The sequence below is a fragment of the Sporosarcina sp. FSL W8-0480 genome, from assembly GCF_037963765.1.
Classification (GTDB): Bacteria; Bacillota; Bacilli; order Bacillales_A; family Planococcaceae; genus Sporosarcina.
In genome coordinates, this window is record NZ_CP150166.1 from 1,648,495 (window position 1) to 1,662,304 (window position 13,810).

The 13,810-nt window shown below is 38.1% G+C and carries 15 protein-coding genes and 1 pseudogene; 14 read left to right on the forward strand and 2 right to left on the reverse strand.

All coding sequences use genetic code 11. The annotated features are described in order from the left end of the window. Nucleotides 1-5: 5 nt before the first annotated feature. The 9 genes and pseudogenes from NSQ43_RS08630 to NSQ43_RS08670 all read left to right on the forward strand — a co-directional run bounded on the left by NSQ43_RS08630 (nucleotide 6) and on the right by NSQ43_RS08670 (nucleotide 8,308). Nucleotides 6-299 (forward strand): DUF2087 domain-containing protein, encoded by a 294-nt coding sequence (locus tag NSQ43_RS08630; protein WP_339249315.1) that lies wholly within the window; start codon nucleotides 6-8, stop codon nucleotides 297-299. Further along, the gene (locus tag NSQ43_RS08635) at nucleotides 289-1,188 is read left to right on the forward strand and encodes a hypothetical protein (RefSeq protein ID WP_339249316.1); all 900 of its coding nucleotides are present in this window, start codon (nucleotides 289-291) and stop codon (nucleotides 1,186-1,188) included. Before NSQ43_RS08630 ends, NSQ43_RS08635 begins: the two co-directional genes overlap by 11 nt. Nucleotides 1,189-1,320: 132 nt before the next feature. Then, complete coding sequence (locus tag NSQ43_RS08640; RefSeq protein WP_339249319.1) at nucleotides 1,321-1,902, forward strand: nucleotidyltransferase family protein; 582 nt, start codon at nucleotides 1,321-1,323, stop codon at nucleotides 1,900-1,902. Then, nucleotides 1,899-3,017, forward strand: coding sequence for a DNA polymerase III subunit beta (dnaN, locus tag NSQ43_RS08645; protein WP_339249321.1), 1,119 nt, complete (start codon nucleotides 1,899-1,901; stop codon nucleotides 3,015-3,017). Before NSQ43_RS08640 ends, dnaN begins: the two co-directional genes overlap by 4 nt. Before the next feature lie 12 nt (nucleotides 3,018-3,029). Next, nucleotides 3,030-3,506 (forward strand): NUDIX hydrolase, encoded by a 477-nt coding sequence (locus tag NSQ43_RS08650; protein ID WP_339249324.1) that lies wholly within the window; start codon nucleotides 3,030-3,032, stop codon nucleotides 3,504-3,506. A 24-nt stretch (nucleotides 3,507-3,530) separates the two neighbouring features. Next, the gene (locus NSQ43_RS08655) at nucleotides 3,531-3,983 is read left to right on the forward strand and encodes an SRPBCC family protein (RefSeq protein WP_339249325.1); all 453 of its coding nucleotides are present in this window, start codon (nucleotides 3,531-3,533) and stop codon (nucleotides 3,981-3,983) included. Between the two features lie 3 nt (nucleotides 3,984-3,986). Then, nucleotides 3,987-4,433 (forward strand): annotated as a pseudogene (locus NSQ43_RS08660) (ASCH domain-containing protein); the annotation flags it as partial. Nucleotides 4,434-4,436: 3 nt separating this feature from the next. Further along, the gene (locus NSQ43_RS08665) at nucleotides 4,437-4,841 is read left to right on the forward strand and encodes a VOC family protein (protein WP_339254850.1); all 405 of its coding nucleotides are present in this window, start codon (nucleotides 4,437-4,439) and stop codon (nucleotides 4,839-4,841) included. Between the two features lie 302 nt (nucleotides 4,842-5,143). Further along, a complete protein-coding gene (locus tag NSQ43_RS08670) occupies nucleotides 5,144-8,308 on the forward strand; it encodes an ATP-binding cassette domain-containing protein (RefSeq protein ID WP_339249327.1) in 3,165 nt (1,054 codons plus the stop codon). A gap of 201 nt (nucleotides 8,309-8,509) precedes the next feature. On the opposite strand, the gene NSQ43_RS08675 is transcribed toward NSQ43_RS08670, so the two are convergent. Beyond that, nucleotides 8,510-8,683 (reverse strand): YfhD family protein, encoded by a 174-nt coding sequence (locus NSQ43_RS08675; RefSeq protein WP_339249329.1) that lies wholly within the window; start codon nucleotides 8,681-8,683, stop codon nucleotides 8,510-8,512. Between the two features lie 133 nt (nucleotides 8,684-8,816). Between NSQ43_RS08675 and NSQ43_RS08680 the strand changes: the two genes are divergently transcribed. From NSQ43_RS08680 to NSQ43_RS08695, 4 genes are all read left to right on the forward strand, one after another. Further along, a complete protein-coding gene (locus tag NSQ43_RS08680; protein WP_339249331.1) occupies nucleotides 8,817-9,050 on the forward strand; it encodes a PepSY domain-containing protein in 234 nt (77 codons plus the stop codon). Between the two features lie 86 nt (nucleotides 9,051-9,136). Further along, nucleotides 9,137-9,931 (forward strand): VLRF1 family aeRF1-type release factor, encoded by a 795-nt coding sequence (locus tag NSQ43_RS08685; RefSeq protein ID WP_339249333.1) that lies wholly within the window; start codon nucleotides 9,137-9,139, stop codon nucleotides 9,929-9,931. Nucleotides 9,932-10,074: 143 nt separating this feature from the next. Then, nucleotides 10,075-10,758 (forward strand): hypothetical protein, encoded by a 684-nt coding sequence (locus tag NSQ43_RS08690; RefSeq protein WP_339249335.1) that lies wholly within the window; start codon nucleotides 10,075-10,077, stop codon nucleotides 10,756-10,758. A gap of 79 nt (nucleotides 10,759-10,837) precedes the next feature. Continuing rightward, a complete protein-coding gene (locus tag NSQ43_RS08695; RefSeq protein WP_339249337.1) occupies nucleotides 10,838-11,224 on the forward strand; it encodes a DUF4870 domain-containing protein in 387 nt (128 codons plus the stop codon). A gap of 49 nt (nucleotides 11,225-11,273) precedes the next feature. Here the strand turns inward: NSQ43_RS08695 and NSQ43_RS08700 are convergent, their stop codons facing one another. Further along, nucleotides 11,274-11,540, reverse strand: coding sequence for a DUF4190 domain-containing protein (locus NSQ43_RS08700; RefSeq protein WP_339249338.1), 267 nt, complete (start codon nucleotides 11,538-11,540; stop codon nucleotides 11,274-11,276). 156 nt (nucleotides 11,541-11,696) lie between these two features. Between NSQ43_RS08700 and NSQ43_RS08705 the strand changes: the two genes are divergently transcribed. Next, nucleotides 11,697-13,487 (forward strand): S9 family peptidase, encoded by a 1,791-nt coding sequence (locus NSQ43_RS08705; RefSeq protein ID WP_339249339.1) that lies wholly within the window; start codon nucleotides 11,697-11,699, stop codon nucleotides 13,485-13,487. Nucleotides 13,488-13,810: the final 323 nt, after the last annotated feature.

The following is a 13,810-nucleotide window of genomic DNA, read 5'->3' on the forward strand; positions in this document are numbered from 1 at the left end:
TAGAAATGGAAGAAAGATTTCAAGTTACTGAAATAGAACGAGAGAAAGTGATTAAAAATTATTTCAGAAAAGGATTGGATGGACCTCTCGATACGTTTCCAAGCAAAGAGAAAAGGAAGTATATCATTGCCCAAGAAATAATTAAGCGATTTGAAGTTGGAGAAGTATATTTAGAAAAAGAGATAAATGAAATTTTAAAAGAAGTATATCCTGATTTTGCAACCATTCGACGCTTAATCATTGACTATCGTTTCATGAATCGTAGTGATGATGGGAAGGAGTATTGGATTGAGAATTAAGAAGTTGGATAACAATAATGAGAATGAAATAGGTAGGTTAGGCAGTTTCATAGCGAAAGTATTTTCAAGGAATAATGATTTAGTGGAGCGGATGAACAGTAGTATTTCCGCTAAGTTCCATAAAGAAATATATTCCGTACAAAACGATGAAGAAATAATTGTAGTGGCTTCTACTCACAAATCTTCTTGGCATCCATATTGTATTTATGTTCAATTTGCCTTTGATCTGATCAGAGTTGATGAACAAGCTCTTCTTTCGATGATTACAAAGCTGCAAGATAAGTATGATGAACCAATATTTATTCTGTTGGATGACAGGTTTTATCGACTAACAAAGCTTTTAAGCCAAAAAGCATTCAGGATGATTAGAAAAACGGAGATTATACATATTGAACCAGTTTCCAAAGGGGAAATAGTGCAGGATGATCGCATATTGACTGTCAATGAAATTTGGAACGATGATATACGAATGAATAGTTTAGTTGAACTCTGCAAAAAGACATACACGGAAACCCATTTGGACAATCCTGTTGCGAACTTGCCTATGGATAGCTGGAGAGATGCAACTACGGATGGACTCATGAAAGAACATAGCTATGTCATTGTTGAAGGGCAGGAAGTTATTGGCTTCAGCCTTATGTATGAGGCTGAGCAAAAAAGTTGGGAATTAGGCTGGGTTGGAGTGGCTGATCTAACGATTTTAACTGATTTGGATAAGTTGATTCATAGACAAATTGAGGATGCTGTAAAGAACGGAATAGCATTTATTGAAAAAGAAGTCGATTCAACGTGTCCATATTCACAACATATTTGTAAGAAATTAAGATTTGAAGTGCCAGAAACACTATATGCGTATAGCAATTCAAGTGGAAGGTGTGACAAAAAGTGACAATTAAGATTGAACAAGTAAAAGTATAGTAGAACTGGCCGAGTTTATTGAAAAAATGAATGACCACCCAAGTAGCTATGTAGGTTTCTGACTCTACACATCAGATTGAGTTTTGAAAAGGGGATTACAGCATTGATTGAAAGTGAAAAAGATATAATTCGTGTTATTCAAGAGGACACGTGGATGATGGAAATATTAAAATGTGTGCAGTCATTAGATTTGCCTGATTGGTGGGTGTGTGCTGGTTTCGTGAGGACCAAAATATGGGATACATTATATGGATACGAGGAAAGAACCCCATTACCCGATATTGACGTCATTTACTTCGATCCTTCCAAAATCGATGAAGGTATTGAAAAGGAATATGAAAAAAGATTAACTGAGATTTATCCGGGTCAGCCATGGTCCGTGAAAAATCAAACAAGAATGCATCTTATAAATGATTTTACACCGTATCAATCATCAGTAGATGCAATTTCGAAATTCCCGGAAACCGTTACTGCTTTAGGAGTGAAGCTTGATAATATTGAGAATGTGGTATTAACCGCCCCACATGGTATAGAAGACGTCATAAACTTTCAAATCAGGCCTACACCCTATTTTAGTAGAACAGAAGACCGATTGATGGTATTCAATGATAGGGTCGACAAGAAAAAATGGAAGATCAGATGGGATCGTGTTGAGATTCAAAAGGGAAGGGGGCAATTAAAATGAAATTCACCATAGATGGCTCTTTGCTTTCCACTGTTATTTCTGAACTACATAAAGTATGTGCATCGAGAAGTGTGATTCCGATTCTATCAGGAATCAAAATAGAGGCAAGTAATGAAGGATTAAAGCTCACTGGTGGGAACTCTGAATTGTTTATTGAAACTACAATTCCGACTAACACTGACAGTCTAAAAGTACTAGAAGGTGGTAGTGTCGTTATACAGTCGAAATACTTTAGTGAGCTCCTTAAAAAGCTTCCTGCAAAAGTACATATTCAATCTGGTAGTAATAATGAGATTGTCATAAAATCCGGTGAAATTGTAACAAAGATTCCTGGTTTTGATGCTAATGAATATCCTAAATTACCAGATGTGAATTCACAACAAATTGTAAAGTTGCGCCTTGGTATACTCAAGGACACTATCAAACAGACCTTATTTGCTGTTGCGAAAAATGATGCAAAACCAGTGCTTGAAGGTGTGAGGATAGAACTTGCAAAGGGGAAACTTATTTGCGTTGCAACCGATTCGAATCGATTGGCGCGATGTGAAGTGAACGTTTCCTCAGACTTAACTGAAGCGATTGTAGTGCCTAAAGCAAGTCTACTTGAAGTTTTATCCAGTAAAGAAAATGACAATACAATCATTGAAATAACTTTAGGCAATCGTTTTTTAACAATGAAAATAGGTAGTACAAAGATGATTTCGGCGTTAATTGAAGGTAATTATCCAAATACAGAAACGTTAATACCGACAGCATATATTTCAACGATAACAATGAATCGAAAAAATCTTCTCGCTGGTATAGAGCGGGCATGCATTTTCTCGGGAGCATTAAAACATAATAATGTGCATTTGAAGCTCAGTGAAAATGGATCTATGAAAATAGCTTCAAGTTCAACAGAAATCGGTATGATTGAGGAAAGTCAAAAGATTGTAGAGATGCAAGGTAATGATTTTGACATCACTTTAGATGGTAAGTATCTGGCGGAAGCAATTAAAGCAATTCACGAAGAAGATGTTACATTTCAATACAATGGAAGTATGAGGCCAATTTTAATTAGGCCAGCGCAAAGTAGGTCATATGTACAGCTTATTTCACCACGTCGGACACATTAAAAGGAGGAAATCATGGGTTATATTGAAAATTTACGTAAACTTGTTGGACACCGACCATTAATTTTTGTTGGATCTGTGGTGATTGTCGTTGATGAAGAGGGAAAAATCTTGTTGCAGCAAAGGAAGTTTCCAGCGGGGGCATGGGGAATCCCTGGCGGATTAATGGAGTTAGGGGAGTCAACAGAAGATGTGGCAAGACGAGAACTTTTTGAAGAAACGAGTCTACATGTGGATGAACTGACATTGATCAATGTTTACTCAGGTCCCGAACATTTTATTCGAGCTGCAAATGGGGATGAGTTTTATGTCGTAACAACCGCCTATTATGCGGAAAATGCAATAGGGGATTTAGTTGTCGATCAGGCTGAATCCATTACATTTAAATACTTTTCACCCCATGAGTTGCCGGAGAATATTGTTAAAAGTCATAAAAATATATTGGATGAATTCCTATTGAAGCATTACAAGTTTTTGAGTGCGGTTAAATAGTTTTTAGGAAATGGGGATACATTGATGAAGAAGTGGACGAAGGAAATTGAAATTGAGACGCCAATCGAACAAGTTTGGAAGCTCCTAAATGGGTCATTAGAGGACATGCAAAAGATAATGCCACAAGTGGTTTCTAATGAACCTGTCACTATTACTGAGGGAATGGTTGGAAGTATCTATTTGCAAAAGTACAAAGAAGGCAAGCGGGTCATGGAGTATGAGGTCGAAACACTCGACTATTTTGATTCCCCGAATGAAAAAAAGCTTAAAGTCGGTTTTACTCTTGGTGGGATGTTTGAAATAACAGCTGGTTATGACCTAATTAAGATTGATGATGAAAAAACTAAATTCATCTATACTACAACAAACAGACCACTGAAATGGTTTGTGAAAATCTTTTTGTTATTTTCGAATGATAAAATAGTAGTCGATTTTGTGCAGCGAGTTAAAAAGGTTGCAGAAAATGAGGGGGCGTAAATCATGAATCAAGCTGCAAAGGATTATTGGGAACAATTTTGGGGAGAGAAAGAACGTCCGGAAAATGTAAGTGCCTGGATGTTTGGGGAAGCGGTGGATGAGTTGGCGCAAGCGGTTATAGAAGGAAGGAAGACGGCGACTTGTTCTGCGCATGTATTATATGAACTGGAGAATGAACCGGTTCCAGTAATTGACGAGTATAGCATTATCCTAAATAGTTTAAACGAGCCAGTCGCAATCATTAAAACTGTAGATGTATCAATAATTCCGATGAATGAAGTGACAGAGGAGTTTGCCTTGGCGGAAGGTGATGGGTCTTATCGGAATTGGAAAGAGATTCATGAACGCTATTTCAAACGGGAATTAGAAAAGGTTGGTTTGGAGTTCACCGAAGACTTGCTACTTGTTTGTGAGCGATTTGAGTTGGTTGATGTGAAACAACAAGCAGAGCGAATGAATCCAACATTATTAAGGGTCGGAACTACGTATATTCCTGTATCAAATGTTGACCTATCTGCTGAATGGTACGTAGGAAAGTTGGATGCGGAATTAAGTTATAAGGACGATGACAAAGCAATATTGAATTTAGCAGATCAAAGTTTCTTTTTAGTAAAGGCGAAAGAAAACGAAACATCCAACTTTTTGGATGTCTATGGGAAAGAGCGTTTTTCTCTTACATTTGAAGTCGATGGGGAAAAGGCTTTAAAAATGTTGCATGAGGTTTTAATCGAACGCGAAGTGAAGGTTGGCGAGATTGAAAAGCGTGGACACGCAGGAGTCAATTTCGTATTTTCGGACGTAGACGGAAATAAATTTGATGTGTGGAGCGAATTAAGTCCTTCATTTAAAAAAGATTGATAGTAGGGGAAATGAATGGGCCCTTGTAAGGAAGAATGGACCCTAACGAGGAAATAATGGGCCCTTGTCGAAAAGAATGGACCCTAACGAGAAAAGAATGGGCCTTTGTCAGGAAGAATCGCCCCTTGTAGAAAAACTTGACATGACACTTATCGGTGTCGTATTATCCTATTATTAGGATGCTATTTCAATAAAAATTATTAATGCGCTTTCCCGTAACAAGGAAAGCGTCATTTTTATTGCAAAAATTGATTAAAGTAATGAAATCTAAAGATACTAATATTAGAGAATGGGGGGCCACGATGAAGATAAATCAATTAATCGCAAACAATATTAAACGCCTAAATGCAAATCTTCCTGAAGATAAATCATTAGGCATTGCTGGATTATCCGGGTCTGGAAAAACAACTTTCTGCCAAACAATTGGTGAAGAGTCGAAGAAGCGACTCGTTTCATTATTACCGAAGGCGGAATACCAATACCTATTCCCGAATATTATGGAAACAAATTTCAGTGCCATTAAAATGGAAGAGATGCCATTAGTGCTTTTCTTAGGAAGATCATCGATTTCTTCTAATCCACGGTCGACAATTGGCACACATACTGGCGTTTTTACAGAAATTCGTACAAGGCTTGCCAATATATTCAATCTTTCTCCAGAAGTATTTTCATTTAATAATGAGTTAGGCTGGTGTCCGAAATGTAAAGGACGCGGGAGTAATAGTAACGTTGAATGTAAGGCGTGTGAAGGTAAACGCTATAATCAAGATGTAATGCAATATACGATTGAATTACTTGATAAACCGCATACGATTTCCGATATTAATAATTTGAGCGTTGAAACGATTCTCTCAGTTGCTAAAGAATTACATATTAGTGAAGCGAAACAACTGATCCTCAAAAATATTATCAATATGAATATCGGTTACTTAACAGTAAACCGCATAATGGGTACATTATCTGGCGGAGAACTGACTCGCCTTTACCTGGCGGAGTTCATGGCGGCAAGTGAAAACACCGTAATTATTATTGATGAAATTTCAGTCGGTCTCGATCGCCAAACATTACTGAAAATCTTAGAGCAGATAAAGCAATTGGGCTATAAAAATCAAATTTTACTCATCGACCATTCGGACACGGTGCTTGATATTACGGATGAGCAAGTTTTCTTCGGACCGGGCAGTGGTAAATACGGCGGGAAAATTGTAGAAGAATCACCGCGCCCACAACCTGTTTTTCAGGAACTGAATGTAGAAAAGCCAACAGAGACCTATATGTTTAAGGATCTTTACTGCCGTAATATCCAAATGGCTGAATTTGAGATTCCGAAAAACAGACTTGTAACCGTTACGGGTGAGTCTGGTTGCGGTAAATCTACACTTATAAACGAATGTGTCGCCAAAGATTTTGTGAAGAGATATCCGCAAGATAAATTGGTCACAGTTGGCCAGGACAGAAACCAATCAATTACGAGCCGATCGACAGTTGCAACGTTTCTTGATATTAAACAGAAGCTTAATAAATACAGCGATGAGATTGATGATATTTTTGAACGCTCGATTGAAGATATTATCGATGAACTGCCGAATGAAGACATTGCTCATAAACGCTTGAGCTTATTGATCAAACTTGGACTCGGTTACCTAACGTTGGAAAGAAAGACACAAACATTATCGACCGGTGAGTTTCAATGTGTGCATTTAGTTTCGGAGCTATTTACTAATTCAAGAAAACCCCATACTCTTTTTATTTTTGACGAGCCATCAAAAGGTTTATCCCAAAATATTTTAAATCAATTCATAGATAGTATCAGGCTAATTCTTGAAGACGAAACTGTTTCAATTATTATGATTGAACATAATGAATACATGATGGAAAGCTCCGATTTCATCGTTGATTTTGGGAAGAGAATGAGTGATCCTGTTACACATTTAGAAGTCGTTAGTCATAATGATTATTATAAGGATAAAAATAGAGAAGATGTTGAGGTACCGGCGCATATTTCCTCTACACTGAAACAGCAAAATGGCATTTCCTATTTAAAAGAAAATCATATCGACTACTTTAAAAACGCAGAAAACATCTATAAAGGCGGTATTTTAAAAAGCTTGTCATCGATGGCCCGTTTGATTTACGGTGAATACGAATCTGACACCATCGCGCCAGTCATTGCCATTGACCTTGAAAGACATTTGTATAGCCAATTTAGCTTTCTGTATGAAATCGGTGGGATTATCAACCATATCGTGGCGGCGCATCCTACAAACAAAGATACGAAAAGCTTTGATTTCTATAATAAAGACAATCATTGCCCATCATGCTCCGGCCGTCTTGAGATTGAAATCTTTGATAAAGAGCTTGTCATTCAAAACAAAGATGTTCCGTTCTGGAATGGATTGCTTCACCCTGACGTGATGGAAGTATTGAAGTATTATAAACACGAAAAGCTGAAATTTCTATTTGAAGAAATTAAGAATGAATTAGGACATGACCTTTCAAAAAGCTATAACGAGATGACCGATGAAGAGAAGCATACGTTTTGGTATGGATATTTTGAGAAGTCATTTTATGATAAGGAAGGCAAGGCGCGAAGAACATGGGTAGGATTTAATACGATTTTAGGCATGTATATGGTCGTTTCAAAATCAGAAATCAAAGAGCAAATGAAAGTTTCTAAAGAAAAGATTACATGTCCAATATGTGAAGGTACAGTGTTGAACCACCAAAAGCCGCTAAAATTCGGAAACACGGATATTCGTGAATTGATTAATCTGTCGGTTGATGAAGTATTGGAAATCGTAGGTGATTTGCCTGTTCTTGTTAAACTAAAATCGGTTGTCAGAGGCGAGACGATTTTGACCGATGATGTTTCATTGCAACCTCGGGAGGTACAAGTCGCATTGAAAATGTTTGAATTGGAGCAGGCAAGCTTCACTGGTTATGAAATAGTCTTACAAAATGCTTTGCCTTTTTGGGATAACATTAAAGGCAATATCGAATCGATCAACAGCAATAATCAAGTGACAATCTGTGATTTTCAAAATGTGAATGAAACAAGAGAAACGATTATCGATAAGTATTTCACAAACGGAAAATACAAAAAGCTGACTTATGTTTATGAAGCATTTGGTTATAAAAAAATAGTCACACATATTAACAAAATTAGAAAAGCCCATCCTTGTCCGTTCTGTAAAGGTAAAAAAGTGATTTCAGAGGATAATTTACATGACGGCGTGCACAAATTAACGATTCCATGTGTAAGCTGCCATGCTACAGGCATCAATGAGGAAGGTTTGAAGGAACTGGTCGAGGGGATAGACGTACAAACTTGGCTCAATGGCAAAGTAAGTGACGTTGTGGATGAAAGTTCAAAAGCCGTAACAGACATTCCGATTTTCAATCGTATTCGTGAGTTGAATAAAAAGGATATGATGGCTGTATATGAAAGTCTGGAACAAAGTAATTAATTTGATTATAAAGACGCATAAATTGGTTTATGTGCGCATAAATCTTGTTAGTTGCGCATAAATCGTACAAGATACGCATAACTATTTTTTATGCGTCTTTCCAGGATTTTATGCTTCTTTAAAGACTTTTATGCGTTTTTATATGATTTCATTAAAATCTGATGCCCCTACACGTGAATTTTAAGTGTAGGGGCATACTATTTACGGCCATCTAAATTGTTTCTTCTTTTTATTCTTATTGTCTCCGCGAAGCTCTGCAAATTCCTTTGCTATTTCCTCTCTCATATCTTTAGGATTGATCTTCTGGTTTTTTGGAGTTTGCGGCAAAGAGTTTTTATTGTTTCCGGTCTTGTTGTTATGATTATCTCTTCCCATGAATTTTCGCTCCTTTCGTCATCGTCGTTCATAATATGGCGTTATTCAATCGTTTTATGCCAGATGAGGTACATTTTATAGGCATATGAATATGATGAAATGGAATGACAAAAATGTTTGGAGGTCATAATTGATGGTTAATAATTGGGAAGGGCATTGGCAGAATCCGCGATATCGGAGAATTTCAATGACACAGGCAACTGAAATTGCTTTACAACGTGTCCCAGGTGAGGTCATAAAAGCAGAATTGGAATACGATGATGGAATTTTGCTTTATGAAATTGAAATTCGTAACGCTCAAGGTGTTAAATACGAAGTGAAAGTGGACGCTGTAACTGGGGAAGTAATTAGAGTGAAACTTGATTAACGACTGACATGCCGAAACTCCTCGTTTTAGTTTTGAACCACAGGGGTATGCTAAAAGTGAGCATACTTTAAGGAGGTTCGGGATAGATGACATTAAGTAAAGAACTGCAAAAATTGAAGGAATACAAATGTGATTCCCGCTGTGTGTTAAGTGTTTACTTAAATACCAACCCTGCTGACCCGGAACAACAGAATGGTGCTTGGCGAATCCATTTGAAAACAGGATTGAAGCGCCTCCATGAGTATTTAGAAGCATCTAACGATGAAAAAGAACTGAAAGCGTACAAGAAATTAAGGGATAAAGTCATGAAGGAAATTGAAACCAATCAAAACGACTTTAATAAAGGGGTAGTCATTTTTGCAGCGGAAGATCCCGAATTATGGTCTGTTCATTACGTCCAAGTGCAAGTAAAGAACAGTTTTCACTGGGAGGATCACCCAGTTTTGGAGGAAATGGAGTATATGCTAAAGGCTTATCCTGAGGCAGGCATTGTTTTGCCAAGTTTTGGGGAAGTTCGTATTTTGGATACTGCAATGGGGTTCATTACCGGTGAGAGGTCCTATGCATTTGACTCGGGTCTTGATGTTTGGAAAGAAAACGACAGTGTGAAATCGTCACTTCAAACAGGGACCGGCGAAGGGAATAGCGATGGACTTGATCAGCGTCTCAAAGAAAATCTGCAGCGATTTTATAAAGAAATGGGCGTCATTGTCGAAAGGATTAGGAAAGAACGTGACTGGAAAGAATTATATGTAGTTGGTGAGGCGGAGCATGCCAACTCATTTGCCAAAACACTTCGAACTAAACCGAATAATAGTATTTATAAAAACTTGATTAACGTTCAGGCGGACAAAGTGCTCCACCAGGTTTTTGAAAAATAGCAAGTACAAATCGTGTAGAGAAGGGATTTTCATATCCCTTCTTATTTTTTTGGTATTTTTGGACATCACATTACCTGCCACTTCCGTACGTATCAAGAGATGCCGACATATCATAAAGGAAACGATAGATGGGAGGTTGAATGATGGGATTGTTCTTTAACAGAAAAAATGATTTGAAAATTTATGAAGGCAATACTATAGATAATCGTAATCAGGAAAACTTTCGTACTGATACGATATCAACGGCATTGGAAGAACAACAGAAAGCCTTTGACAAAATGAATGAGAAATATAGTGTATTGGAGAAACAACTTCGAAATCAGAAAAGGATTCAATCCGAACGATGGAAGACGACCGACTATCGATTCGATGAAATCTTAAAAAATCAATCAGATCACCACCATTTCGAGCTTGAAGCGATGGAAACGTTGGAACGTCTGGATAAACAAAATAAAGAGATGCAAAATGCTTTGGAGAAAAAGCGGAAAAAGAATGAAGAACTTGTCCAGCAAATTAATCAGTTAAGCAAATCAAACTCAGAAATAGCAGAGCAACTAAAAAAGTTTGACGTAGATCAGGAAATTCTTTTGAGGAAGATGGATGAGCAACTGGAACGTCAACAGCAATTTTCGGTATCACTGGATGAACAGAGGAGAACACAGGAGAAAATCGTGGACAGGATTGATCAGCAAGAAGGATTGGTCGACAAGTTGATGCGCCAAGTTGACTTCCTAAAATCGGTTTTGTTTGAGAGAACGCATTTTATTGCAGAAAAAATCGATAAAAGCTTCTCGTATATTAGTGAAAGGAAAGCAGGTTCAAAATAAATCCGACCCAAACAAATCTATGTCTATGGAATGTTTCCAATAGCACTCCCATATAGTAGCTTAAAAGGGGGCATGCTGATTGAGTGAAAAAAAGTTAGATGATGAAAAGCAAAGTAATCTTTTAGTTACCCAGGATAAATCCAATAAGACATCCATTGGACTTACAGAGAATGTTGGCGGAATGCTTTGTTATATCTTCATCATCGGAATTGTATTTCTGTTTATAGAAAAAGAAAATCGTTTCATCCGTTTCCACGCCTTACAAGCAGTTTTCACTGCAATTGCAATTTTCTTAGTCGGCATTGTTTTAGGGTTCATTCCAGTCATTGGAGTTATGATTAGTTTGTTGTTGGGTCCAATTTCTTTTGTATTGATGATTTTCATGATGTACCAGGTGTATCAAGGAAATTACTTCAAATTGCCGTTCATCGGAGAGTTGGTAGAGAACCAACTGAATCATGCATGAAAAACTTCCGTCCCGATTATATTTCAGGACGGATTTTTCTGTTAACAAACTAATAATTTAAACCTCCAATTGCAATGACAAAGAGCCAAAAGATGACTTTCATGACTAGTGCGATACCACCTAAAATAGTACCCGCAACGGCCATTCCTTTTCCGCTTTCCACTTTTTTGCCCATCGTTCCGAAAACGATAGCTAATATTCCAAGTAGATAAGGAAGAAGTGGAATCAGGTTTAATACGACACCTAAAATACCTAAAACAAGTGAGCTTACAGCCATTCCATTTGTCTGCTGTTTTTCAATTTCCAATCGCTTCACCCCCACTATGACAGAGTATGCTTGTGAGGCCGACAATTTGAGTAAATATATAGATGTATGATTATTCGATGAAGATAGTCAAATATGATTCTTTCATAAGATGAGTAATGTTATACTATACTTTGGATGGGAAATAGATTTAGTAGGGGGAATTTCATGATTACTTTCGCGAAACCAACAGTAGAACAGTTTTTCCGGACGTATGCAATCACAAATTTCGATGTAAATGCTGATGAAACAAAACTCGTTTTCAATACGAATCTAAATGGGAAGATGAATTTATGGGCAATAGATCTGTCTGGATCATTTCCTTATTTGTTCGCTCATCGAGATGAATCGTGCAGCTTTATCAAGTTTGATCCGAATAATCAGTATGTTCTTGCTGGATTTGATAGTGATGGGGATGAAAATTATCAAATCTATTCGATTCCAGTTGAAGGTGGTTTGCCACAACCGTTAATAACTGGGGATGCAAATGAAAAGTTCTTTTTCAGTCATCTAAGTGAAGACGGAAAGAGAGTTTACTATGTGACATCTTTGGATAATCCAATGTTCTTGAACACCCATATGCGGAGTTTGGAAAGCGGCGTTGATACTTTATTGAATATTGGTGAGATATCACCAACGCGTCTATCTGCAGTATCGGGCGACGAAGAGAAGTTTGTTTTTTCTCGATCATTTGCAAACACGTATACAATTAGTTTCGTGAAAATCGGGGAAGAAACATTCAACTTAACGCCGGACGCTTCCAAGGTGCATGTTGTTTATGATCCAATATTTACGGACGACAACACAATTTACTTTGTAACGGATTATGAAGGGGATTTTTCTTATATCGCGAAATTTGATTTAACGACAAAGGAATTCTCGAAAGTTCACGAAGTTGAAGGGGAAAGTGTTCAGACAATCAAGTTTAATAAGGATAACGGAGAGTTCTACTTCGTCACTTCCAAAGGTGTAACCGATAAATTATATCGCTATAAGTTGGAAGGGGGAAAACCGGAAGAGTGCAAGTTGCCGGTTGACGTGCTTTATCAAATCAAATATACGAAAGCTGGAAATCTCTACATTTTAGGTGCAAGTGCAACAGCTCCACATAATATTTTCAAGTCAACGAATGGACAAGAGTGGGTGCAACTTACTGAAAATAGGGTACTTGGAGTCAGCAAAGACGGAATGGTTGAGCCTGAGGTGGTTTCCTATACATCATTCGATGGTTTGGAAATCGAATCGTTGCTGTTCAAGGCAAAACCCGAGAATGCAAATGGCTTTACAATTTTCTGGCCACACGGCGGTCCGCAAGCATCTGAACGGAAAATGTTCCGTTCGATGTTCCAATGCTTCCTGAACAGAGGATATAACATCTTCGCACCAAATTTCCGTGGCAGTACTGGATACGGATCGGAATTCACAAAAATGGTAGAACGGGACTGGGGTGAAGGTCCTCGCCTTGACTGTTTAGCAGGAATTGAGTGGCTATTCGACAACGACATTACGGATCGTGACCGTCTATTCCTTGTCGGGGGCAGTTATGGAGGTTACATGGCATTATTACTTCACGGTCGTCATGCCGATTACTTCAAAGCCGTCGTAGATATTTTCGGACCATCCGATTTATTTACATTCGTCAATTCAGTTCCGCCTCACTGGAAACCGATAATGGATCGCTGGCTTGGGGATCCTGAACGTGATAAAGAGCGATTCATAAAAGATTCACCAGTAACTTATCTTGACGGAATGGTGAAACCAATGTTGGTTATTCAAGGCGCGAAGGATCCGCGCGTCGTGAAAGAGGAATCTGACCAAATCGTAGCAAAGTTAGAGGGTCTCGGCCGAGATGTAGAGTATCTTGTTTTGGAAGATGAAGGTCATGGTTTTTCGAAGAAAGAGAATGAAATAAAGGTTTACAGTTTGATGTTGGAGTTTTTGGAAAAGCATCAGCAGTAATAAAGGGAGGAGCTGTTCGCCAGTCGTTAGTTGACTGGCGGACAGCTATTTTGGTTGAACCGCTCGTTTATTCCGGGAAGCGCTCGTTTATTCCGGGAAGCGCTCGTTTATTCCGGGAAGCGCTCGTTTATTCCGGGAAGCGCTCGTTTATTTCAGGAAGCGCTCGTTTATTCCGGGAAGCGCTCGTTTATTTCAGGAAGCGCTCGTTTATTCCGGGAAGCGCTCGTTTATTTCGAAAAGCGCTCGTTTATTCCGGAAAACGCTCGTTTATTTCGAGAACCGCTCGTTTATTCTGGAAAGCGCTCGTTTTTTCACAAGTGTTC